General features: G+C 34.5%; 25 protein-coding genes and 1 riboswitch. Of the genes, 15 read left to right on the top strand and 10 right to left on the bottom strand.

The genetic code is table 11. The features are described from left to right. Positions 1 to 9 precede the first annotated feature (9 nt). Complete coding sequence (locus tag AC0NBN_RS13020; RefSeq protein ID WP_089744814.1) at positions 10 to 189, top strand: hypothetical protein; 180 nt, start codon at positions 10 to 12, stop codon at positions 187 to 189. 51 nt (positions 190 to 240) lie between these two features. Here AC0NBN_RS13020 and AC0NBN_RS13015 read toward each other — a convergent pair whose 3' ends face one another. Next, positions 241 to 1,209 (bottom strand): membrane dipeptidase, encoded by a 969-nt coding sequence (locus tag AC0NBN_RS13015; RefSeq protein WP_160813993.1) that lies wholly within the window; start codon positions 1,207 to 1,209, stop codon positions 241 to 243. A gap of 121 nt (positions 1,210 to 1,330) precedes the next feature. Between AC0NBN_RS13015 and thrS the strand changes: the two genes are divergently transcribed. The 5 genes from thrS to AC0NBN_RS12990 all read left to right on the top strand — a co-directional run bounded on the left by thrS (position 1,331) and on the right by AC0NBN_RS12990 (position 6,259). Then, positions 1,331 to 3,268 (top strand): threonine--tRNA ligase, encoded by a 1,938-nt coding sequence (thrS, locus tag AC0NBN_RS13010; protein WP_160813992.1) that lies wholly within the window; start codon positions 1,331 to 1,333, stop codon positions 3,266 to 3,268. 150 nt (positions 3,269 to 3,418) lie between these two features. Continuing rightward, positions 3,419 to 3,919, top strand: a complete 501-nt coding sequence (infC, locus tag AC0NBN_RS13005; protein WP_130913502.1) for a translation initiation factor IF-3 — start codon at positions 3,419 to 3,421, stop codon at positions 3,917 to 3,919. Positions 3,920 to 4,278: 359 nt separating this feature from the next. Then, the gene (rpmI, locus tag AC0NBN_RS13000) at positions 4,279 to 4,476 is read left to right on the top strand and encodes a 50S ribosomal protein L35 (protein WP_034676300.1); all 198 of its coding nucleotides are present in this window, start codon (positions 4,279 to 4,281) and stop codon (positions 4,474 to 4,476) included. 173 nt (positions 4,477 to 4,649) lie between these two features. Beyond that, on the top strand, positions 4,650 to 4,994 hold the full coding sequence (gene rplT, locus AC0NBN_RS12995; protein ID WP_143885444.1) for a 50S ribosomal protein L20: 345 nt from the start codon (positions 4,650 to 4,652) through the stop codon (positions 4,992 to 4,994). A 95-nt stretch (positions 4,995 to 5,089) separates the two neighbouring features. Then, the gene (locus AC0NBN_RS12990; RefSeq protein WP_160813991.1) at positions 5,090 to 6,259 is read left to right on the top strand and encodes a M28 family peptidase; all 1,170 of its coding nucleotides are present in this window, start codon (positions 5,090 to 5,092) and stop codon (positions 6,257 to 6,259) included. Position 6,260: 1 nt separating this feature from the next. On the opposite strand, the gene AC0NBN_RS12985 is transcribed toward AC0NBN_RS12990, so the two are convergent. From AC0NBN_RS12985 to AC0NBN_RS12950, 8 genes are all read right to left on the bottom strand, one after another. Then, the gene (locus AC0NBN_RS12985) at positions 6,261 to 6,824 is read right to left on the bottom strand and encodes a hypothetical protein (protein ID WP_143885442.1); all 564 of its coding nucleotides are present in this window, start codon (positions 6,822 to 6,824) and stop codon (positions 6,261 to 6,263) included. Positions 6,825 to 6,954: 130 nt separating this feature from the next. Then, positions 6,955 to 7,959 carry a peptidylprolyl isomerase gene (locus tag AC0NBN_RS12980; protein WP_160814034.1) on the bottom strand — a complete coding sequence of 335 codons (1,005 nt, stop codon included), beginning with the start codon at positions 7,957 to 7,959 and terminating at the stop codon, positions 6,955 to 6,957. A 78-nt stretch (positions 7,960 to 8,037) separates the two neighbouring features. After that, positions 8,038 to 8,547, bottom strand: a complete 510-nt coding sequence (locus AC0NBN_RS12975) for an FKBP-type peptidyl-prolyl cis-trans isomerase (RefSeq protein ID WP_160813990.1) — start codon at positions 8,545 to 8,547, stop codon at positions 8,038 to 8,040. Between the two features lie 100 nt (positions 8,548 to 8,647). Further along, positions 8,648 to 9,574, bottom strand: a complete 927-nt coding sequence (gene rsgA, locus AC0NBN_RS12970; RefSeq protein ID WP_160813989.1) for a ribosome small subunit-dependent GTPase A — start codon at positions 9,572 to 9,574, stop codon at positions 8,648 to 8,650. A gap of 57 nt (positions 9,575 to 9,631) precedes the next feature. Next, positions 9,632 to 10,714, bottom strand: coding sequence for a chorismate mutase (locus tag AC0NBN_RS12965; protein WP_143885439.1), 1,083 nt, complete (start codon positions 10,712 to 10,714; stop codon positions 9,632 to 9,634). Positions 10,715 to 10,997: 283 nt separating this feature from the next. After that, entirely contained in the window at positions 10,998 to 11,300 is a 303-nt protein-coding gene (locus AC0NBN_RS12960) for a hypothetical protein (RefSeq protein ID WP_228430162.1), read from the bottom strand. A gap of 314 nt (positions 11,301 to 11,614) precedes the next feature. Next, the gene (dnaX, locus tag AC0NBN_RS12955; RefSeq protein WP_143885437.1) at positions 11,615 to 12,697 is read right to left on the bottom strand and encodes a DNA polymerase III subunit gamma/tau; all 1,083 of its coding nucleotides are present in this window, start codon (positions 12,695 to 12,697) and stop codon (positions 11,615 to 11,617) included. Between the two features lie 96 nt (positions 12,698 to 12,793). Further along, a complete protein-coding gene (locus AC0NBN_RS12950; protein ID WP_160813988.1) occupies positions 12,794 to 13,423 on the bottom strand; it encodes a TetR/AcrR family transcriptional regulator in 630 nt (209 codons plus the stop codon). A 232-nt stretch (positions 13,424 to 13,655) separates the two neighbouring features. Then, positions 13,656 to 13,721: riboswitch (Fluoride riboswitch) on the top strand. A 28-nt stretch (positions 13,722 to 13,749) separates the two neighbouring features. Here AC0NBN_RS12950 and AC0NBN_RS12945 point away from each other — a divergent pair. Continuing rightward, positions 13,750 to 15,054, top strand: coding sequence for a voltage-gated chloride channel family protein (locus AC0NBN_RS12945; RefSeq protein ID WP_160813987.1), 1,305 nt, complete (start codon positions 13,750 to 13,752; stop codon positions 15,052 to 15,054). Between the two features lie 53 nt (positions 15,055 to 15,107). Here the strand turns inward: AC0NBN_RS12945 and AC0NBN_RS12940 are convergent, their stop codons facing one another. After that, a complete protein-coding gene (locus AC0NBN_RS12940) occupies positions 15,108 to 16,904 on the bottom strand; it encodes a hypothetical protein (RefSeq protein ID WP_160813986.1) in 1,797 nt (598 codons plus the stop codon). A 183-nt stretch (positions 16,905 to 17,087) separates the two neighbouring features. Here AC0NBN_RS12940 and AC0NBN_RS12935 point away from each other — a divergent pair, with 183 nt between their 5' ends. The 8 genes from AC0NBN_RS12935 (at position 17,088) to AC0NBN_RS12900 (ending at position 23,523) form a co-directional block, all read left to right on the top strand. Then, entirely contained in the window at positions 17,088 to 17,756 is a 669-nt protein-coding gene (locus AC0NBN_RS12935; protein WP_143885434.1) for a MarR family winged helix-turn-helix transcriptional regulator, read from the top strand. Position 17,757: 1 nt separating this feature from the next. Continuing rightward, positions 17,758 to 19,224 (top strand): phytoene desaturase family protein, encoded by a 1,467-nt coding sequence (locus AC0NBN_RS12930; protein WP_474468549.1) that lies wholly within the window; start codon positions 17,758 to 17,760, stop codon positions 19,222 to 19,224. 11 nt (positions 19,225 to 19,235) lie between these two features. After that, positions 19,236 to 20,072: a phytoene/squalene synthase family protein gene (locus AC0NBN_RS12925; protein ID WP_160813985.1), complete on the top strand. Its 837-nt coding sequence runs from the start codon at positions 19,236 to 19,238 to the stop codon at positions 20,070 to 20,072. 98 nt (positions 20,073 to 20,170) lie between these two features. Then, the gene (locus tag AC0NBN_RS12920) at positions 20,171 to 20,620 is read left to right on the top strand and encodes a hypothetical protein (protein WP_160813984.1); all 450 of its coding nucleotides are present in this window, start codon (positions 20,171 to 20,173) and stop codon (positions 20,618 to 20,620) included. A 2-nt stretch (positions 20,621 to 20,622) separates the two neighbouring features. Further along, a complete protein-coding gene (locus AC0NBN_RS12915; protein WP_160813983.1) occupies positions 20,623 to 21,099 on the top strand; it encodes an SRPBCC family protein in 477 nt (158 codons plus the stop codon). Further along, the gene (locus AC0NBN_RS12910) at positions 21,096 to 21,554 is read left to right on the top strand and encodes a sterol desaturase family protein (RefSeq protein WP_143885430.1); all 459 of its coding nucleotides are present in this window, start codon (positions 21,096 to 21,098) and stop codon (positions 21,552 to 21,554) included. Before AC0NBN_RS12915 ends, AC0NBN_RS12910 begins: the two co-directional genes overlap by 4 nt. Further along, positions 21,555 to 22,247: a lycopene cyclase domain-containing protein gene (locus AC0NBN_RS12905; RefSeq protein WP_160813982.1), complete on the top strand. Its 693-nt coding sequence runs from the start codon at positions 21,555 to 21,557 to the stop codon at positions 22,245 to 22,247. It abuts the gene before it with no gap. Beyond that, entirely contained in the window at positions 22,234 to 23,523 is a 1,290-nt protein-coding gene (locus tag AC0NBN_RS12900) for a cryptochrome/photolyase family protein (RefSeq protein ID WP_160813981.1), read from the top strand. The genes AC0NBN_RS12905 and AC0NBN_RS12900 overlap by 14 nt, the downstream gene beginning before the upstream one ends. Positions 23,524 to 23,600 lie beyond the last annotated feature (77 nt).

The raw sequence follows: 23,600 nt of genomic DNA, 5'->3' as shown, positions 1-23,600 counted from the left end.
TTCAATACTATGGATTCAAAAGAAAAAAATAAAAAAGAATCTGCCAATACCGCAGAAACAAAGAAACAAAACGAAGATTTCCGCGACATTCCTGCTTCTTCGGAAAAACAAAACCCTTCGGATGTAGACAAAGAAGACGTGCAAAAATCTTCAAAAGACAAGACAGGTAAAACAGATAATACTGAGTGAAAGCTCAGTATTTTTTTTAATATGGTCAAAATCACCTTAAAGACAGAATGTTTAATAGCCTAAATTTCTCAAAAAATTTTCTGCATTCTGATGACTTATTTTCTCCATTATTTCAACTGAAAAATATTCCGAAAGTCTTTTATTAATAGAATTATAGGCTGTTGAGTTGCAGTATTCTTCAAAGAAAAACGGATAACGTGACTTGTCGGGATGGTTTTTATCATAAAAGAAATCTCCGCCGTATGCAAGATAATCTTCTGCTCCATTTTCGACGCCGTACCGGATGTGTCTGTAAAGATTTTCGGGGTTGTCATTTCCCACAAAATCTTTTACGAAATTAATTCCGATAAGACCTTTTCTGCTGATAATTTCTTTTACCAGTTCATCAGGAAGATTTCTCTTATGATTGCAGATTTTTCTAAAATTAGAATGACTGGTAAAAACAGGAATCTTGTAATTTCTCTGATCAATATAGTTCAGGATACCGAAAGCCAAAGCATCGCTTGTATGAGCAAGATCAACAACAATATTTTTATCTGAAAGATAATCCAGCAAAATTTTCCCATCCTGTTTAAGTCCGGCTTCAGAAAAATTACCACCACCGAAGCGGTTCTCGGTGTGATGGGTCATTCCGATATACAGCAGCTTTTGAGTGTTTTCAATAATTTTTTCTAAATTCCTGAAACCCTGTTCAAGTTTTTCATCCTCCTCACAGAATCCAGATGCATTTTCAATAGCAGCAATAATGCCTGTTTCTGAATGATTTTCTAAATCTTCTAACGTATTAAATAAATAGAAATTTTCTGTTTGTATAAGATCAGAGAAAATCTGGCTTTGTTGCTTTCCAAATTGTGTACTTCCCTTTAAAGTCGGACTGAAAATCGCCATCACCTGAAGCTTTACATTTCCTTCTTTCAAAAACGGAAGCGAACAGCCGATTTCTCCGTCATCAATCTTAGAATCAGGATTCATCAGATATACCAATAAGTCACAGTGAAGGTCAATATTTCTTTTTGTCATGGTAAAAATATAGGTTTTTTAGCAGGAAAGTATGTGTTTTCGTATTCAAATATAGTGTAAATATAATATTGAATTATAAAAAAAAGCGTATTTTTGCATCTTAAAATTTCTTAGTAAAACAATGATAAAAATTACACTTCCAGACCAAAGCGTCCGAGAATTTGAAGGAGAAGTTACTCCTTTAGATGTGGCAAAATCTATTAGCGAGGGATTGGCTAGAAATACCATTTCCGCAGTTGTAAACGGTACACAAGTAGAGACAACCACACCTATAACCACAGATTCTACGTTGCAGCTTCTGACATGGAATGATGATCTTGGAAAGAAGGCCTTTTGGCATTCTTCAGCCCACCTTTTGGCGCAGGCTATCCTTGAGTTTTATCCAAATGCTAAGTTAACGATCGGTCCTGCCATCGAAAACGGATTTTACTATGATGTAGATTTTGGCGACGAAAGCTTATCTGAAAAAGATTTCGAGAAAATCGAAAAGAAAGTTTTAGAAAATGCTAAAAAAGGATCAACATTCTCTTTATATCCGGTTTCTAAAGAAGAAGCTTTAAAAACGTATGCCGATAATCCGTATAAAGTTGAATTGATCTCTAATCTTAATGATGGAGAAATCACTTTTGTAACCCACGATAACTTCACAGATCTTTGCCGTGGAGGTCATATTCCGAATACAGGAATTGTAAAGGCTTTCAAAGTTCTCAACGCAGCAGGAGCATACTGGAGAGGAAATGAGAACAATCCTCAGCTTACAAGAGTGTACGGTATTTCTTTTCCGAAACAAAAAGATCTTACAGAATATCTTGAAAGACTTGAAGAAGCAAAAAGAAGAGATCACAGAAAATTAGGTAAGGAATTAGGGATTTTTGCCTTCTCTGAAAAAGTGGGACAAGGTTTGCCATTGTGGCTGCCTAAAGGAACTGCTTTAAGAAAAAAATTAGAAAATTTCCTTTCAGTAGCTCAGAAAAAAGCAGGATACGAATTTGTAATGTCTCCCCACATCGGAGCAAAACAATTATATGTTACTTCAGGACACTGGGATAAATATGGTGCAGACAGCTTCCAGCCAATTAAAACTCCGAATGAAGGTGAAGAGTTTATGCTGAAGCCTATGAACTGTCCGCATCACTGTGAAATTTATAAAACTTCACAATGGAGTTATAAAGATCTGCCAAAACGATATGCAGAATTTGGTACGGTTTACAGATACGAGCAAAGTGGCGAGCTTCACGGCTTAACCAGAGTTCGTGGTTTTACTCAGGATGATGCGCATTTATTCTGTACTCCAGATCAGTTAATGGATGAATTTAAGAAAACTATTGATTTGGTTCTTTATGTTTTCGGTTCATTAGGTTTTGCAGATTTTACGGCTCAGATTTCATTGAGAGATCCCGAAAATAAACAAAAATATATCGGATCAGATGAAAACTGGGAAAAAGCAGAGAATGCAATCGTAACTGCTGCAACAGAAAAAGGTTTAAATACCATTACCGAATATGGTGAAGCTGCATTCTACGGCCCAAAACTGGATTTTATGGTGAAAGATGCTTTGGGAAGAAAATGGCAGTTAGGAACAATTCAGGTAGATTACAATTTACCGGAAAGATTTGATCTTACGTATATCGGAAATGATAATGAGAAACACAGACCGGTAATGATTCATAGGGCACCATTTGGCTCTATGGAACGCTTCATTGCGATTTTACTGGAAAATACAGCCGGAGATTTCCCATTGTGGCTGGCTCCGGATCAGTTTATCATCCTTCCAATCAGTGAAAAATATGTAGATTATTCAAAAAAAGTTTCACAACTTTTAGAAAATCACGATATTAGCGGATTAATTGACGAAAGAAACGAAAAAACGGGTAAAAAGATCCGTGATGCAGAGTTGAAAAAGATTCCTTTTATGCTTGTAGTAGGCGAAAATGAAGAAAAGGATGGCACAATTTCTGTACGAAGACGTGGCGAAGGTGATTTGGGAGTAATGAGCATTAATGATTTTGTAAATTACTTTAAAGAAGCTTCACAAACAGGATTTGAATTTGCCGGATAATTGAAGATAACAATTCCCGGAAATCAATAAGATCAGCTAAAATATCAGCTGGTCGCAATAAGTAAAGATTAACCAATAAAATTTAATACAATAGCACAAAGATTTAACAACAGAGGCCCACAAAGACGTCCACAACAGGAGGACGCTCACATGATTAACGATAAGATCCGTGTAAGAGAACTTCGTTTGGTGGGAGACAACGTAGAACCGGGTGTATATCCTATTGATAAGGCAAGACAGATTGCCAAAGATCAGGAGCTGGATCTGGTTGTCATTTCAGATAAGGCAGAGCCTTTTATTGCAAGAGTACTTGACTATAAAAAGTTTTTGTACGAGCAAAAGAAAAAACAAAAAGAGCTAAAGGCTAAACAAGTAAAAGTGGTAGTAAAAGAGATCCGTTTCGGACCTCAGACAGACGATCACGATTATGAGTTTAAGAAAAAGCACGCCGAAAAATTTTTAGAGGAAGGTTCCAAATTGAAAACCTATGTATTTTTCAAAGGACGTTCTATCATCTTTAAAGATCAGGGAGAAATTTTACTCCTGAAGCTTGCTCAGGAACTGGAGCATGTAGGAAAAGTAGATCAGCTTCCTAAACTTGAAGGAAAGAGAATGATCATGATGATGAGCCCTAAGAAACCGGCTAAATAAATTTACAGTAATCATCTGCTATATTCAGATGCCGATGATTTATCATACTAAAAAGAGATTTTCTATGAAAGTCTCTTTTCGTATTATTATTTTTCGTAATTTTGCAGACGCAATTATTGCGTGAGGGATAGTAATGGAAAGCACACAGCAAGCGGTGGAAATGCCGCAGAGCGAGGACTTGTAATGGATAGCCCGACCCGAATGAGCGAATGCAGCGCAGCGGAATGAGCGAGTAAGGGACACGCCCAAAATCAATGTAGCAATTTAACAATGTATCAATGTAACAATATTGGTGAACTGGTAAATTGATTCTTTGATACATTAAAATATATTGATAACAAAACATAAAAAAGCAAACAATGCCAAAATTAAAAACGAAATCAGGTGCTAAGAAACGTTTTGCTCTTACCGGAACTGGTAAAATCAAAAGAAAAAACGCTTACAAAAGCCACATTTTAACTAAAAAAGAAACAAAGCAGAAGAGAAATCTTACTACTACTTCTTATGTAGCTAAAGTGGATGAGAAAAGTGTTCAACGTCAATTAGCCATTAAGTAGTTTTTATAAATCATTATCCGGTTTATAAGAATTAAAAAAATTCAACATTTAACCCTGAAACGGTGCATCTAAGAGAATAAAGTCTGGAGTATGTGAATTGTAGAGAAATCTCATATCAATGATCATTCATCATTTACTTTAGTTCCGCCTTTTTCAAAAAAACAATTTAAATTATGCCAAGATCAGTAAATGCCGTAGCTTCTAGAGCTCGCAGAAAAAAAATAATGAAACAAGCTAAAGGTTTTTTCGGTAGAAGAAAGAACGTTTGGACTGTTGCTAAAAACGCGGTACAAAAAGCAATGCAATATGCTTACCGTGGAAGAAAAGAGAAAAAGAGAAACTTCAGAGCACTTTGGATCATGCGTATCAACGCAGGTGCAAGAGAGCACGGAATGTCTTACTCTCAGTTTATGGGAGCTCTTAAAAAGAACAACATTGAGCTTAACAGAAAAGTTTTAGCTGATTTAGCAATGAATCACCCTGAAGCTTTCAAAGCAGTTGTAGATCAAGTAAAATAATGTAAAATTTTTTGTTATCAATATAAATCCCGAGTTTTTTGCTTGGGATTTTTTTATTATTTACATTTGTGTAATATTAAAGATTATCATACAAAGTGAAAAAAATAACCGGTTTTCTGTTTCTTTCGATAGCGGCTTGCAGCCTTAATGCACAAAGTTTTATACAGGCTTACCAGACAAGAGCCAACCAGGTTACCCAAACCAACGTAACAACTCTTCTTCAGGAGTTTGCCAATCTGGGAATAAAAACTACGGGTTCTGTCGCCAATACTAATACTCTGAACTGGCTTAAGGCAAAATATCAATCTTACGGATATAGCGCAATCCAGATTACAGAAGATACCTTTACCTTCGGAAGCACAACTTCTAAAAACCTGGTGGTTACTAAAACAGGAACTGTTTATCCCAACATCTACGTTATTATCTGCGGACATTATGATACCATTACGGGTCCCGGTGTGAGTGATAATGGAAGCGGAACTTCAATTCTTCTGGAAGCGGCAAGAATTCTGAAAGATGTACCAACGGAATATTCGGTAAAATTTATTCACTTTTCCGGAGAGGAACAGGGCTTAATCGGAAGCACGCATTATGTAAATAATGTTGTTTTCCAAAATAATGTAAGACAGCTTAATCTTAAAGTTGTTTTTAATATTGATCAGGTAGGAGGAAAAATCGGAAATAACAACAATACTATTACCTGCGAAAGCGACCAAAGCGGACAAACAGCCAACAACGCGCCTTCTCTAGCCATGACTCAGCAACTCGCTGCATGTACAGCATTGTATTCTCCGCTGCAGACAATATTATCTAATGCTTTTGCTTCGGATTATATTCCTTTTGAAAATAAAGGGGATATCATTACCGGTTTTTATGAAACGGTAAGAAGCAATAATGAGCATACCGTAAATGATACTTTTGCCAACGTAGATCCTGTATATGTATTCAATGTTGGGAAAGCTGCTGTTGGTGCTTTACAGCATTTTGCAGTAGCATCTTCTATTCTGTCAACCAATGAAGCTTCGGAAAATAAGCTTGAATCAATTAAAATCTATCCTAATCCTGCCAAAGATATTCTTCACGTAGAAATTCCTGAAGAACTCGGAAATTTCAGCATTGAAATCAATGATATGACAGGAAAGCTTATTTCGTCCCACGAAAACGAAAAAAACATTAACGTTTCAAAATTAGTTAACGGAGCTTATCTTTGTACAGTAAATTCGGAAGATGGAAAGGTGGTAAGAAAATTTCTTATCGAAAAATAGTTTAAATCTTATCAAGAATTTTTTTAGGCAAAACTTTTGTCAGCTGAGATTTGAATTCTTTTTCGGCTAATACAACTTTCCAGTTTTTTCTGTCTTTAGAAACAGCATAAACGGACATAGGTGCATTGATGATATATGCACCTTCCTTTGCTATATACTGTATATTATCTTTGCCATACTTCGATGAAAGCATCTGATTGATATTTTTTTTCATGTCATCATTCATGGAACTTACGTCTGCTCTCAATTTTAAAAAATAGCTTACCAAAGAAAAATATTCTCCGTCCACCAACTCAGGTTTTCCTACTGAAGCAAACTTCATATCTTTTACATCAACTTTTACAAAAGGATTGTTGTAAGTCATATTGAGAAGCTGAGTCATCTGTTCTTTGGGAACTACAGTAAAATATTTGGGATAAATACAGTCTATTGTTTTATCTAGCTGTTTATATTTAATCGTATTGGCAAAATAAACTACAGATTTTCGTATTGCCTGATCATCATTCTGTCCGAAAGAAAATGCAAATATCAGGACTAAAACGAATGTGAATATTTTATTTTTCATTTTTTAAATTTAAAGTTGCTTCAAATGTACATAAAAAAGGTGTCATTCTGATATTGGTCGAAAGAACAATTTCAGTAAAAAAAAGCCGTCTCAAACGAAACGGCTTCTGAATTTATTTTTATAATCGTGATTAAGGAACTTTCACCAATTCCACATCAAAAATCAACCATGCATTTGGCGGGATTACTCCTCCTGCTCCTCTTTCACCATAAGCCATTGCCGGCGGAATCAGTAAAGTAGCAGTTTCACCTTCTTTTAATAATAGAATCCCTTCGTCCCATCCTTTGATCACTCTTCCCATTCCTACAGGAAATTCCAATGGTTCGTTTCTTTTAAATGAAGAATCAAATTCAGTCCCGTTTGTCAGTTTTCCTGCATAATGTACCTGAACATTATCTCCGGCTTTAGCCGCTTTACCTTCAGTTTTTTTGGTAATTTTATAATAAAGACCAGATTCAGTTACCTGCATTCCTGCTTTAAGATCCTCTAATGCTTTCTTAGCCTCAGCTTCAGCTTTTTCTTCCATAGCTTTATTATTAGCTGCTATTTTTTCCTTTCCTTCATTGAAAATTTTTGCAGCATCATAATTTTTATATTCGTCACCTTTTCCAAAAACAGAAACTTTTTCAAGCACTATATCAGTTTTAGGCTTATCCTGTGCACCTTTTTCCACATTGGCAATTGCATCAATCACCTCCTCTCCTTTTACTATTTTACCAAAAATTGTATGTCTGCCGTCTAACCAAGGTGTTGCCACTTCAGTAATAAAAAACTGAGACCCATTGGTATTCGGTCCCGAGTTTGCCATTGAAAGAATTCCTTTTCCTGTATGCTTCAGATCGTTTTTTTCGTCGTCAAATCTGTAACCAGGATCTCCCATACCCGTTCCTTTAGGATCACCTCCCTGAATCATAAAATCCTTGATTACTCTGTGGAAAATCGTTCCGTCATAAAAAGGAACTCCTTTAGCTTTTGCTTTATTATCTATTTTACCTTCTGCAAGACCAATAAAATTGGCTACAGTTACCGGTGATTTTTTATCCTCAAACTTTACGATCATATTACCTTTCGTTGTCTGAAGATTAGCGTATAGTCCGTCATTAAGACCAGCGTAAGTTTCTTTGTCTACGTTCATTTTTTTATAAATTGGAGTACAGCTCAGAAGCGAAATGCCTGCCGCTGCAAAGATTATATTTTTGTTTGAAAATTTCATTTAAAGAACTTTTAATTTTATAATTAAAGGAATGTCGTTATCAATTTTATTTTCATCACCATAAGTTCCATACGCAAGTGAAGACGGAACCAAAAGCGTAACTTCTTCTCCGTCTTTCATGTATCTTAGCGCATTTTCCACAGCTTTAAGTTCATCAAAATGACCAAATCTTGCATTATTTCTGCTGATTGGCTTATCATAAATTTTGGTCTGATCAAAATCATACAGATCATAAGAATAAGAAATCAAAGTTTCATCCTGTCTTCTTTCTCTTTTATCAAAACCCGGAACATCAGTCCAGTAATTAAGCTGTGTGGGAAAATAATCAGTTTTTTGATCTTTAATCCAATCATTAATCTGTTCTCTCTCTATTGTATTAAGATTTTTGGAACGGTTTTTTGATACATCAAGATCTTTCTGACTCAAAACTCCGCCAACAGGTGGATGTACCGGATTATTTCTTTTGCAGCTAATGAAACTCAAAAGCGATATGAATATTATTTTTCTCATAAAACTGTTGCGAAAATACATAATTCAGTAATGATTAGCAAAAATTGATTACATTATTAATTAAACTAATAATTGTTTTCCGGATTAATAAAATTAAATACTATTTATAAGGAAGATCTTCCGCTTCTTCCATTAATTTTAGATAGGTAGAATATCTTGAGTGCTGAATTTCTCCGCTCTCCAGGCTTTCTATTACCGCACATTTGGGTTCATTAATGTGAAGACAGTTGTGATATTTGCATTCTTCTCTTTTTCTGAAAATTTCCGGAAAATAATGCTGCACCTCTTCTTTTTCAATATCAATCATAGCAAATTCGCGCACTCCGGGAGTATCAATTACATTTCCGCCGAAATCCCAAAAATGCATTTGTGCAAAAGTAGTTGTATGCTTTCCTTTTAGATGCGTATCTGAAATTTCAGAAGTTTTAAGATTAAGCCCCGGTTGCAAAGCATTCACCAAGGTAGATTTTCCACATCCGGAATGACCGAAAAATACCGATGTCTTATCTTTTAAAATTTCTGTCAGATCATCAAGATTCAGTTGGGAATAAGATGAAATTTCCAATGTTTCATATCCTATTTCCTGATACAGAAATTCAATATCTTTTACCAGTTCCTGCTCATCATCATTTAAAACATCCATTTTATTGAATAAAATAAGCGGAGTAATATTGTAAGCCTCACAACATGCTAGAAATCTGTCTAAAAAGCCCAGCGATGTTTCAGGAAATTTTAATGTAAATATAAAACACGCCAAATCTATATTAGAAGCAATAATATGAGCTTCTTTAGAGAGATTGACTGATTTTCTGATCAGATAATTTCTACGGGGTTCTATTTTGGTAATCCAAGCAATATCGTCCTGTTCCAGCTGAAACTCAACAAAATCACCTACAGCCAGAGGATTGGTAAGCCTGGTTTTAATCAGTTTAAATTTTCCACGAATTCTTGCTTCAAAAATTTTACCTGATTCTGTTTCCAAAACCTGATACCAGCTTCCCGTAGATTTTATGACTTTACCTTTCATATATTATAACTACAAATATAGACAATTCGGGAAAATAACCTATTGATGAGATTGTCCTTATTTTCTGTCTATCATAATATTATTCTGCACATCAATAGACTCTTCGTGGATGGCTTTGAATATTTTTTCAATAAATTCTTTAGACAAACCCGTCTCGGAAGCTTTCTGAACAGCATATTCATTGATAATCTTCCATCTGTCCGGCTGAAATATCGCAATATCATTTTCTTTTTTGAGTTTTCCAATCTTTTCAGAAATTTTCATTCTTTGAGAAATCAGCTCAATAACCTGAAAATCCAGATCAGAAATTAAGGTTCTGTGTCTGTCCATTTCTTCTTCAAAACCAGTCAGATCCGGATTTCTGAGTTTCAAGTCAGAAATCATTCCGCCTAAAACTTCAGGAGTAATCTGCTGAGCTGCATCACTCCATGCTTCGTCCGGATTGCAGTGACTTTCGATCATCGCACCCTGATACCCCATATTAAATGCTTCCTGAGTAATTCCAGCCAATCCGGTGCGGTTTCCACAAATATGTGAAGGGTCGACAATCAATGGAATATTGGGGAACTGACTTTTAAAATCCAAAGCAATCTGCCAGTTGGGATTATTTCTGTACTTTGTTTTCTGATAAGTAGAAAATCCACGGTGAATGGCTCCAAGATTCATGATATTTTGTCCTAAAAGTCTTTCTAATGCACCAATCCATAATGCCAAATCAGGATTCACAGGATTTTTGACCAAAACAATCTTTTCTGTTCCTTTCAAAGCTTCAGCAATTTCTTGTACAGTAAAAGGATTTACTGTTGATCTCGCTCCAATCCAGAGTATATCAACATCAGCTTTAATGGCTGCATCTACGTGATGTGCATTGGCAACTTCTGTTGCCGTAAGAAATCCGAATTCTTCTTTTACTTTTTTTAGCCAATTGAGCCCAATTACTCCTACCCCTTCAAATCCGTTTGGTTTTGTTCTGGGTTTCCATATTCCGGCTCTAAAAATCGGAACATTGGTATTATTTTCTTTTATTCTTTTTGCTGTTTCCAGCATTTGCTGCTCACTTTCGGCACTGCAGGGTCCTGCAATGATGAGTGGCTGCTGAAACTGCTCTATCCAACTGTTTTTTAACTCTCCTAAGTTCATTCAATTAGTATTTATTTAAAACTGTAAGCGTATCAATAGTAGATACGTATGTTATTAATGTAAAAAAATCAAGATTAATGTGTAAAAAGATATTTCTATATCTTTCAGGAAAAATGTTTATTGATAACAATAACCATTACTATTTTTGCGGCAATATGTGTCTGCAAAAAAGAGATTACCATCCCGCCAATAAGCAGAATGATCTGAATAATAATAAAAAACTCTAGTAAGTTTCAACTGAATGGTATCTAAAATTTGATAAATCTTATACAAATATATCAATTTATGACAAATCAAACTTCATTAAATCATCAAGATCTTTCAGAAGCGGATTCATTTCCACAAATTTTTCAAAAATTTTCTTTTTGGTAACTACTTCAATCTTTAAATTTTCATGGTCTTTTTTAAACTGAAAATCAATAGAATGGTTATTAACCTTATGCTTAAAATGGTTAAAAAATTCAATACTTATTTTATCAAACTCATTTTTAGCAGAATCAGAAGGATAAGAAATCAGAATAACTTTTTCCTCTATTTTAGTTAGCTTAAAAGCTTTAATAGCATTAAAAACTACAGGATCTTTCAACCTTAAATTCTTCAGAAGCGTCGTCCATTCATTCTGAAGATCTGTTTCAGTAAAATGATTTTCCGGAAGCTTTTCTGAAACTGTATGATCTGTAACTTCTGTGCTTTCGGTTTTCTCTTCTTTATTAAGAAATGAATTGATACTAAAACCTGATGAAATAGTGGTTTTTGATAAGGGTTTCGATACCTTTTTAATTTCTGCAACCTTTTTTTCGTCAGGATGATCAATAGGAGCTTTTTCTTCTTTTTTAATTTCCTGTATTGCTGCAGGTTTTAGAACAACTTCCTGTTTTTCGTCAAGAAACGGCGATAATATTATAAACTTTTTTTTTTTGCATCTAATCCCGCAGAAATTGATGACAGCTGCATCAAGGCAATTTCTACTGTCAATCTCGGATTTTTAGAATTTTTATAATTAATATCAGCGTGATTACAGATCTCGATTCCGTCAATAAGATTTTGAGGACTCCAGTTTTTTGCCTGTTCTACAAACTTAAGTTTAGTCTGCTCTCCTACTTCGATTAAATCTATCGTAGAAGCATTTTGTGCCATCATCAAATCACGGAAATGATTTCCAAGACCGGCAATAAATAAGTGTGGATCAAAACCTCTCTTTACAATTTCATTAAAGGCAGCCAAAACTTCAGGAATCTTGCCTTCTTTTGCCAGATCAGCAATATTAAGATACTGATCATAATCCAAAATATTAAGTACTTCCGCAGCTTTTGCCAAAGTAATATTTTTTTGGGAAAAAGTAGAAAGTCTGTCAAAAATTGACAGTGCATCACGAAGTGCACCATCTGCTTTCTGCGCAATAAGATACAAAGCATCATCTTCGTACTTAATGTTTTCTTTTTCCGCAATTTTCCTTAGGTGATCCTGAATATCAAGAATGGTAATTCTTTTAAAATCATAAATCTGACATCTGGATAATATGGTCGGAATAATCTTATGCTTCTCTGTAGTTGCTAAAATAAAAATAGCATGCGCAGGAGGCTCTTCCAGCGTTTTTAAAAAGGCATTGAATGCAGCAGAAGACAGCATATGAACCTCATCAATAATATACACTTTATATTGCCCAACCTGCGGTGCAAAACGCACCTGATCAATAAGTTCACGAATATCATCTACAGAGTTATTGGATGCGGCATCCAGCTCATAGATATTGTAAGCAAAACCGTCCTCAGAAACAGAACCGTCTTTTTCGTTAATCTTTCTTGCTAAAATCCTTGCACAGGTTGTTTTTCCGACACCTCTCGGTCCGCAGAAAAGCAGAGCCTGTGCGAGTTGATTTTCTTCAATAGCATGCTCTAACGTATCTGTAATATGAGATTGCCCAACTACGGTATCAAACTGTTGCGGACGGTACTTTCTTGCAGATACGATAAAATTTTCCATTGGTCAAAAGTAAGAAATATAGTTTTAATCTGAAAGTATAAAAATTTCAAATTTTATATTAATACTCAAAAATAAATGTAAGTCTATAGCAATAAATTATTTTCTCTGATATGCGAAATCTATAATATCTGTAATGGCTTTTTGAATTTTACTTCTGCCTTCTTCAGACTTCAGATCCAATCCGCAAAATGTAGTTCCGTTATAAGCACTGTACAAATTGAGATGGTAAATGCCACCAACCAAAAGTGCAGCAATTGCGCGGAAATCTTCTGCACCATCCCCAAAATGCGGATCGGTAATATTTTTAAACATTTCCTCTCCTACCTCTTCTCTCTTTTCAAAGATTTTTCTCAGAGCAGGTCTGCTTTCAGATAATTCCCACACGATAATCTTCTGAAGTTCTTTGTTCTTTTTCAAACCTTCAAACTGGTTGATCAATGCCATTTTAGACATTTCCTTACCTCCGTCTGAAAAATCAACATCCATTTCTTTTTGATCTAGTCGGCTCCAGTAATCCTGAGATTTGATATACTCATCAATTAACTTGTCTGTGCTGCCAAAATACTCATAAATAAGTTTTTTGTCAAAACCTGCAACAGCAGCAATTTTACTAACCATCAACCCTGAATAACCTTTTGTTTTCAGAATTTTACCAACCGCATTCAGCAGTTTCTGCTTTGTTTTTTCTTTGTCCCTGATAGGACCTTGTACAACTTTTCTAGGCATCGTTTTCAATTTGGGTTCTAAATTAACTAATTTTTTTAACATAACAAACGTACATCTCAAATATGAGAATTGATTTTGTTTATCACTTATATACGAATTCTTTATAAAAATGGTTTTAACATAATATTAGAGAGGAATTCTATCTGAAATAATTCACAACAGCCGACGAGAAAAATATTTAATCCGATCAAAAATATATTTTTGTTCTTCTAAAAATTTATGTTAATTTTGTTGATTATAAGGAAATGGTGTCTTCCTTGCCCAACCGCTTTTTGAAGCTGATGGCGCCTGATTAATTGAATGTTTAACATTTAATCAGGAATTATATGACTAAAAATAACAAGACACTTTTCAGAATTTTAAAAATTCATTTTCATATTTTTTTCAGAAAATATCCCTCGTCGATTTTTATATTAAAATGGCTGTTTATAAGTCTTGTAACAGGTATTTTAATCGGCAGCGCTTCCGCATTCTTCTTAAAATCATTAGAATGGGCAACAAATTTTCGTGAAAACAATCAATGGATTATTTTCCTTTTACCTTTAGGCGGTTTTTTAGTGGGTTTACTGTATCATTATTACGGAAAAGATGTTGAAAAAGGAAATAATCTGCTGATTGACAATCTTCATCATTCTGGTAAAACCATTCCTTTTAAAATGGCTCCATTCGTTTATATCGGAACCATAATAACTCATCTTTTCGGAGGCTCTGCAGGTCGTGAAGGAACTGCTCTTCAAATGGCAGCCGCTATTGCTGATCAGTTTTCAAAACCTTTCAGATTGACAAAAGATGAAAGAAAAATTTTGATTATAGCCTCCATCTCAGCAGGATTTGGCTCGGTATTCGGAACGCCATTAGCGGGAGCAATTTTCGGACTTGAAGTTTTCCTCATCGGAAGAATAAAATACAACTCTCTGTTTCCTGCCATCGCAGCATCGGTGATTGCAGATCTGGTAACGAAGCTCTGGAAAGCCCATCATACTCATTACCACATTAATTTTGCTCCGGAAATAAATTTTCTCAATATTCTTTATGCAGTTTTAGCAGGTATTTTGTTTGGAATCTGCGCAGCTATTTTCAGTAAAAGCCTTCACAGAACAAGCCTATTTTTTAAATCTAAGATACCATATGCACCTTTAAGACCTTTTGTCGGGGGAATTACTGTAGCTTCGGCAGTTTTTCTGACAGGTACAACAAAATATATCGGATTAGGAATTCCAACCATTGTGCAATCTTTTGATCAACAGCTTCAGGCGTATGATTTTGCAGTCAAAATGATCTTTACCATCATTACTTTAGCTGCAGGATTTAAAGGTGGCGAAGTTACTCCCCTATTTTTTATAGGTGCTGCTCTGGGAAATGCTTTAGCCTTTATGATTCCTTTACCTTTAGCACTTTTAGCAGGAATGGGATTTGTAGCGGTGTTTTCGGGAGCAACCAATACCCCAATTGCATGCACAATCATGGCGATAGAATTGTTTGGAATAGAGTGCGGAGTATATGCTGCTATTGCCTGTACTGTATCTTATCTTTTTTCAGGGAAAAACAGCATTTACCAAAGTCAGATAATAGGCGAACCCAAAAACAGCAGATTTACTGGTGATATTGGGAAAAAATTGAGCGATTTGTAATTTCTTATAAAAATAAAGCTGCATTTATAAATACAGCTTTTGTTTGTTATACATTATAAGTTTGAAGTTAGGACCAGAAATTCATTTTCAAAAATATTCAGCTGGCTCATTATTTTATTACGATCATTTAAAAAGAATGATGTCTTCTGAAAAAGTATTTTATAATAGGTGATTCCTTCCAGAATATTTGTTTTAAATGTTTTCCATTTCTTTTTTTGTGAGACAGTAGGTTCCGGAAATTCAGCCATTTCTTTTTCCAGATGTCTGATATACATTTTGAGCTCATTGATGAAAACATTCGGGCGGTTTTTATATGAAATCACATTCTCGGCTCCATAAATATGCTGTACCATTTCAGAAAGCTTAATCTCTCTGTCAAAATAAGCCAAATTGGGTCCCGGGCAAATGACCACACCCTGTTTTTCCCCTTTTATTTCTATATCATTATCTATATAAGCAGAATTCACAAGTCCTACGCAAAGGCAGGCTTTTTCTGTAATTTCCATTTTTTTGTTTGAAAACTGTTGATTGCTTAAAGTTTCTTTCTGAGATTCAAGTTCGCTGATCTTGATATCCTGATATTTTTTTGACGCAGTACAAATCCCTTGCGGAGAATATTCTTTGCTTAAAGCAAGTAACTTTTTAGGACAAGAACTGCCAAATTTATTTTTAGCTTCTTTCCGTCTTCTTATCAGCTCATTTGAAGTGCCTTTTACCGTATTAAAAGGAACTCCTAAAGGAGAAATATTGCTAAGATAATAATCTTCTTCTTTAGATTCTGCCAAAAGATTTCTGGTTTCCTGATCTACACAGGTTGCTTCAGGCACAAGTAAAAACGGAGAACCCCATCCTACACTGCTGACTTCATAATTATCCAATAAAAACTGATGTTCTTCAGCCGTTCCTACACCGCCTTGTACAGTTATCTGTAAATCAAGCGGTTCGGAAGGTACATATCTGCCTTTCTGTTCTAGCGCTTTTATCATCAGAGAATGAGCAGAAGAAACCAATTCTAATTTCTTGGTTTTAAATTCTTCCAGAATTGGTCCCAAAAGTAAACCATCTGTTGCAAAAGCGTGACCTCCACAATTAAGACCGGACTCTATTCTGTATTCTGAAACCCATAATCCCTTTTTTGCCAGAAAATTACCCTGAATCATTGCTGAGCGGAAATCACTCACTTTAATAATAATTTTCTTTTTAATGAAATTATTTCTGTCAGGATAAAAATCATCAAACTCTTCTATGTAACTGTACAATCTTGGATTCATACCTGCTGAAAGCACAAGGGATGATGACAGCCTGCTTTTTGCAAAACCCCGCAGCGAAGCGTGGGCATCATTAAAAATCACAGGGAGCTGTTCGTTATTTTTATAATTGTCTTTATCAACTTTCGTCATAATATTCACATCAATATTTCCGGGAGAAAAATTTTCTTCAAGGAAATTTTTAATATGTGAACTCAGAAAATCTCCCTGATTCAGAAATTCTGCCAATCCTTTTTTCAAATCTGAATATTGCGGAATTAAAGACATAAACTGTTGTAAAGACTCTTTGCTTTTAGAAACATCATCTTTTAATGTTTCAAATTTTCTGCTGATTATCTCATCCATCAGATTCAGGTAATCTGTTATTCTTCTGGCTCGGTAATCCTCTGTTTTAGAAGATATTTCCGGGTAAGACAAATTAAATTTTCTGTTGTAGAAATTTTTCATTTTCTCAACAATTTCATCATCAATGATTGAAACAACAGAAGATATACCGTATTGGGCAACGCGAATAGGACTGTCTATAGTGTAAGCCAATCCCATAACAGGAATATGAAAAGTGTGTAATGGTTTTTTGATCATTATTAAATAATTAATATTGAGCTTCATTTATTATGAAGCTGATTTGATCTGAAAAACCTATAACTCGCAGCAAAACTACAACGATTATATAAATTATGCAACAAATAAAAAATGAAAAAAATAAAGTATATAAATATACTTTATATACTAATTTTAGTATATTTGTATACTTTTATACTACAAATGAATTACGATTTGACTAAAGATATTATCCATTTGTTGGAAGAGTTTGATTCCGAAAATAAAAACCATCACTATACTAATGACATTGATGGCTTTAAAAATTGGATTTTTGATAATCATCAGAAAAAAACAACTCATCAATCTGTAGCATGGGTAGGAAAAGAAAACGGGAGAAGCTCAGAAAGTGTGATCAGCACCTTACTTGTGCACCTCAACAGATATGCTAAAACTTATTCAAAGTCAGCTATCGCTGATTCAGATTTTTCAACACAGGAAGAATTTATTTATCTCATCAATCTCAGATCATTCGGTGAAATGTCTAAAACGGAGCTGATCAGAAGAAACATTCACGAAAAACCAGTTGGTATCCTTACGATCAACAGACTTATTAAACAGCAATGGGTTGAGCAGAAAAATTCACCTGATGACAAACGTTCCAAATTAATCAGTATTACTCCAAAAGGTATTGCTGCACTGGAAAAACAAATGGATAAAATCCGCAAGGCTACAAAAATTGTGAGCGGAAATCTTACTGAAGCTGAAAAATTTGAACTTATAAAGCTTCTAAATAAGCTTGATCATTATCATAATGAAATTTTTGGCAGAAATATTGACACAAAAAATCTATTAGATACCATATTCTCAGAATATTCATTCAATAATAATTAATATGATTAAAAAAACAGCAATTATCGGTTCAGGATTTTCAGGACTTTCAGCAGCGGCTTATGCAGCTAAAAACGGTCATGAAGTTCATGTTTTTGAGAAAAACAGCAGTCTCGGAGGAAGAGCCAGGCAATTTTCTACCGACAATGGCTATGTTTTTGACATGGGACCAAGCTGGTACTGGATGCCCGATATTATCGAAAACTTCTTCAAAGATTTTGACAGAAAAACATCAGATTACTATGAGTTGGTATCTTTGGATCCGCAGTTTGAAATGGTTTTTGAGGACGGAAATATGTCATTGCCTCAATCTTATTCGGAAATGAGAAATCTTTTTGAAGATACAGAACAAGGTGCAGGTAAAAAACTTGATGAGTTTATGAATGATGCACAGTATAAATATGAAGTAGGCATGAAAGATTTTGTTACAAAACCTTGTCACTCGTGGATGGAATTTGTATCTCCGAAAATTGCCAAAAGTGCTTTAAAACTTGATCTGCTTTCTAACTTCCACCGTTTTGTTAGAAAATATTTTAAGCATCCTAAATTGATCATGCTCATGGAATTTCCGGTAATTTTTCTGGGTGCCGCTCCTAAAGATATTCCCGCACTCTACAGCCTGATGAATTATGGAGGCTACAAACTCGGAACATGGTATCCGATGGGCGGATTTTATAAAGTAATAGAAGCAATGTCTGAAGTATGCATTGAACAGGGCGTGCATATTCATCTTAATTCAAACGTAGAAAAAATCAACGTAAGCAATTCTAAAGCTCAGTCTGTAACGATCAATGGAAAAGAAATCAGTTTTGATACAGTAATTGCATCATCAGATTATCATCATACAGAAGAAAATTTAATTCCGAAAGAATATAAAAATTACACCGAAAGTTATTGGAAGAATAAAACATTTGCACCTTCCTGCCTTATATACTATCTTGGTTTTAAAGAAAAAATACCCAACCTTAAGCATCATACATTGTTTTTTGAAAATGATCTGGATCTGCATACGACAGAAATTTATACAGATAAAAAATGGCCTACAAAACCTCTTTTTTATGCGTGCTGTCCTTCTAAGACCGATAAAAGCGTAGCACCTGAAAACGGTGAGAATGTTTTCCTATTGATGCCGATTGCAACAGGAATTAATGATAGTGAGGAAATAAGAGAAAGATATTTTAAAGAAATGATTGAAAGACTTGAAAAACATACGAAAACTTCAGGTCTTCTTGATAAGATTGATTACAAAAAGAGCTATTCCATTAAAAATTTTATGGAAGATTACAACGCATATGAAGGAAACGCCTACGGTTTGGCAAATACGTTGAATCAAACCGCAGTACTAAAACCTTCATTAAGAAACAAAAAAATAAAAAATCTCTTTTACACAGGTCAGCTTACTGTTCCGGGACCAGGCGTACCGCCATCCATTATTTCAGGAAAAATTGCCGCAACAGAAGCTTCCAAATAAACTATAGAATTATGAAAAAACTTTTCGACGAACTTTCTTACAAGATCAGCAAGCAGACCACACAACAGTACAGTACAAGTTTTTCACTTGGAATTTTAGCGCTGTCTCCTCAAATCAGAAATTCCATTTATGCTATCTACGGTTACGTAAGACTGGCTGATGAAATTGTTGACAGTTTTCACGACTATGACCGCGCTACTCTTCTCGCCAGATTCCGTGAGCAGACCAATCAGGCTCTGGAAGAAAAAATTTCTCTCAATCCTATTTTACAGTGCTTTCAGGAGACTATTCACCGATATGATATTGACAGGCAGCTTATCAATCAATTTCTGAAAAGTATGGAAATGGATCTCCAGAAAATTGATTATGATTCAGATCTTTATAAAGAATATATTCTGGGATCTGCTGAAGTAGTCGGATTAATGTGTCTTCATATTTTCGTGAACGGTGATAAAGAACTTTTTGCAATGCTCAAACCTTCTGCAATGAAGCTTGGTTCTGCTTTTCAGAAAGTGAATTTTCTTCGGGATATGAAGGATGACTATCAGGTTTTGGGAAGATGCTATTTCCCGAATGTTGATATTTCTTATTTTGACAATATCGTGAAAGCTCAGATTGAGCAGGAAATTTATGCTGAATTTAAAGACGCATTGGAAGGAATCAAAAAGCTTCCGCCTTCATCAAGATTTGGAGTTTATCTTGCGTACCGCTATTACATTTCATTATTCAGAAAAATTAAAAGAACTTCTGCCCATAAAATTATTAACCAAAGAATAAGAATTTCCAACGGACGAAAGTTTTCTTTGATGATGAGCAGCTATGTGCAATATAAAATGTCTTTGTTTTAAACAAATAAATGAAAAAACAAAACAAGTAAGAAAACAATTAGACATACTGAGCCATTATGTTAGGTTGTATATAACTTAAAATAACAAAAGATCTACGTATGAAAAAATTTATATCTGCAGTTGTTTTTTCTCTGACTACTTTTGCTTCTGCCCAAAATCTTGATCTGATCAGAAAAAACTATCAGAAAGCGGTTGAGGATAAAAAAGTTTGTAAAGAAATGATCTTTCAGTTTGAGAAAAAAAATAATACGGGAATTGAACTTGCTTATTTCGGTGCATTTCAGGCAGTATGGGCAAAACATACGAGCAACCCTTTTGAAAAACTGAATTCTTTTAATAAAGCTAAAAAAAACATAGAAAAAGCATTACAACAGGAACCTGATCATCTGGAAACCATTTTCATAAGATATTCGGTTCAGAAAAAAAGCCCTGCATTTCTGGGATATAAAAACAATCTTAAGGATGATAAAAATCTGCTTTCGAGGAATATAGATAATATAAGCAATCCTTTTCTGAAAGACATGATCATCCAAATTTTAAAAAGTTAAAAATGATTCATCAACTCTACCGCGAACAGCAACTTAACTGTACAATAGATGAAGCATGGCGTTTTTTCTCGTCTGCTAACAATCTTTCTAAAATCACTCCGAAAGAAATGAACTTTATTGTACGTACCCAACTTTCTGATGATAATATCTACAAAGGAATGATCATTGATTATTTCGTATCACCAATGCTAAACATAAAAATGTCTTGGCAGACTGAAATCACCGAAGTAGATTTTCAGAAAAGCTTTACTGATTTTCAGAAGAAAGGTCCTTACAAACTCTGGAATCACCGCCATGATTTTATTGAGAATGAAAATGGCGTTTTGATGAAAGATACTGTAGATTATGAATTACCTTTGGGATTTTTAGGAGAGATTGCTCACGGTATTTTTGTGAAAAAGAAACTTGAGAATATTTTTGATTACCGCACCAAAGTCTTAGAGGAAATGTTTAACCAAAAACAGAATAATAAAGCATGAATTTCCTGATTGTTATTACCACTTTTTTTGTCATGGAAGGAATTACGTGGCTGGTTCATAAATACGTGATGCATGGTTTTCTGTGGTCACTTCACCGCGATCATCATGATCACAGCAATGAAGGAAAAATGGAAAGAAACGACTATTTTTTCGTGATTTTTGCAGTACCAACTATTGCCATGATGTATTACGGAACGATCAACAATTTCAACGCCCTTTTCTATATCGCTATAGGAATTACCCTTTACGGAATGGCTTATTTTTTTGTACATGACATCTTTATTCATCAGCGTTTCAAGATTCTTAAAAATACAAAAAATCCTTACCTCCTCGCTATAAGAAGAGGACATAAACAGCACCATAAGCATACCGGAAAAGAACATGGAGAGTGCTTCGGATTTCTATGGGTTCCGGTAAAATATTTTAAAATGTTTTTCAATAAAAGCAAAGCTTAAATGTGGCAGTACACCTACTTAGCAATTAATTTTTTTACCATTATTATCTGTTTCATTTTTTCTTTTCATCCAAAGATAAAATTTAACAGACATTTTAAGGTATTTATAATGGCTTCAGTTCTTGTTGCTTCGGTTTTCATAGCATGGGATGTCTGGTTTACAGCCAATGGAGTATGGTGGTTTAATGACCGGTATCTCATCGGCATAAGACTTTTCGGATTACCGCTGGAAGAACTGCTGTTTTTTATCTGTATTCCTTTTTCATGTGTATTTACGTATCATTGTCTGGATAAATTTTTTAAACTTGACTGGAACGTAAGTATTGAGAAAATATTTGTCATTGTTTCGGCAGTTGTATGTTTTATCATTGCTTATTTATTTAAAGACAGGATTTATACACTCGTTACGTTTACTACAACAACAGCAAGCTTATTGATTCTTTATTTTGTTTTGAAAGCCAGATGGATTGGCAAAGCATCTTTCGTTTACCTTATTCTGATGCCCGGTTTTTTTGCAGTCAACGGAATACTTACCGGAACCGGACTAGAGTCTCCTATCGTAAATTATAATCCTGATGATTTTATAGGATTCAGAATGCTTACCATTCCTGTTGAAGATACAGTGTACGGATATGAAATGATTTTATGGAATTTGTTTTTCTTTTATAAGTTTAAAAAAAATGAGCAGGATTAATATATTTTGGTTCAGGAGAGATCTTCGTCTTGATGACAATACGGGATTAAATGAAGCATTAAACGCCAACCGGAAAGTAGTTCCGGTTTTTATTTTTGATACAGAAATTTTGGATAAACTAACCAACAGAGAAGACAGAAGGCTTGATTACATTCACCAGTCTCTGGATCTCATTAATAAACAGCTGAAAGAACATGACAGTTCTGTAAAAGTTTATTATGGAAAACCTTTGGAAATTTTCAAAAAAATTATCAGCGAATTTGATGTCGAAACCGTTTTCTGCAACCGTGATTATGAACCTTATGCCAGAAAAAGAGATCACGAAGTTTCGCAATATTTAAAGGAAAATGAAATTGATTTCAAAGATTATAAAGATCAGGTAATCTTTGAGAAAGATGAGGTAGTAAAAGATGATGGTCTACCCTATACAGTTTATACTCCATATTCAAAAAAATGGAAAATTCTTCTGAAAAAAAACGAAATAAAAATATCTTCTGCCAATTTTAAAAACTTCCAGACTCAGGAATTTAAAGAAGTACCGGATTTAGAAGATATTGGATTTAAAAAAACAGATTACAAATTTGTAAAGCCTCTATTAGATAAGAAAAAAATAGAATCTTACGATAAAAACAGAGATTTTCCGGCATTAGATGATACAACAAGACTGGGACTTGCACTTCGTTTCGGAACAATTTCGGTGAGAGAATGCGTAAATTATGCTACTAAACATAATGAAATATGGCTGAATGAATTAATCTGGAGAGAATTTTTCATGCAGATTCTTTATCATTTTCCTAAAGTCACTAAAAAATGCTTTAAAGAAAAATATGAAAATATTGAATGGAGAAATGATGAAAACGAATTTAAACTCTGGTGCGAAGGCAAAACAGGATACCCGATTGTAGATGCGGGAATGAGGCAGCTCAATGAAACAGGATTTATGCATAACCGTGTCCGGATGATTACCGCAAGTTTTCTTACCAAGCACCTTCTTATCGACTGGCGATGGGGTGAAGCCTATTTTGCAGAAAAACTTTTAGACTACGAGCTTTCTTCCAACAACGGAAACTGGCAATGGGCAGCAGGCTGCGGATGCGATGCAGCTCCTTATTTCAGAATTTTTAATCCGTACGAACAAACAAAAAAGTTTGATAAAGATCAAAAATACATTAAAACCTGGCTGTCGGAAAAAGATATAAACACCTCTCCTATCGTTGACCATAAAACAGCAAGAGAACGCACTTTAGAAACATATAAAAAAGCCATTTCGAATTAATATTAAGAAAAATTTTCGCTTAATTTCCAACTAATTAGAAAAATATTAAAAAAAATATGACTTAGAATGCATAAATT

This window comes from Chryseobacterium sp. L12, from assembly GCF_056133985.1.
Note: the sequence above shows the minus strand (reverse complement) of the source record. Positions and strands in the feature narration are given on the sequence as shown.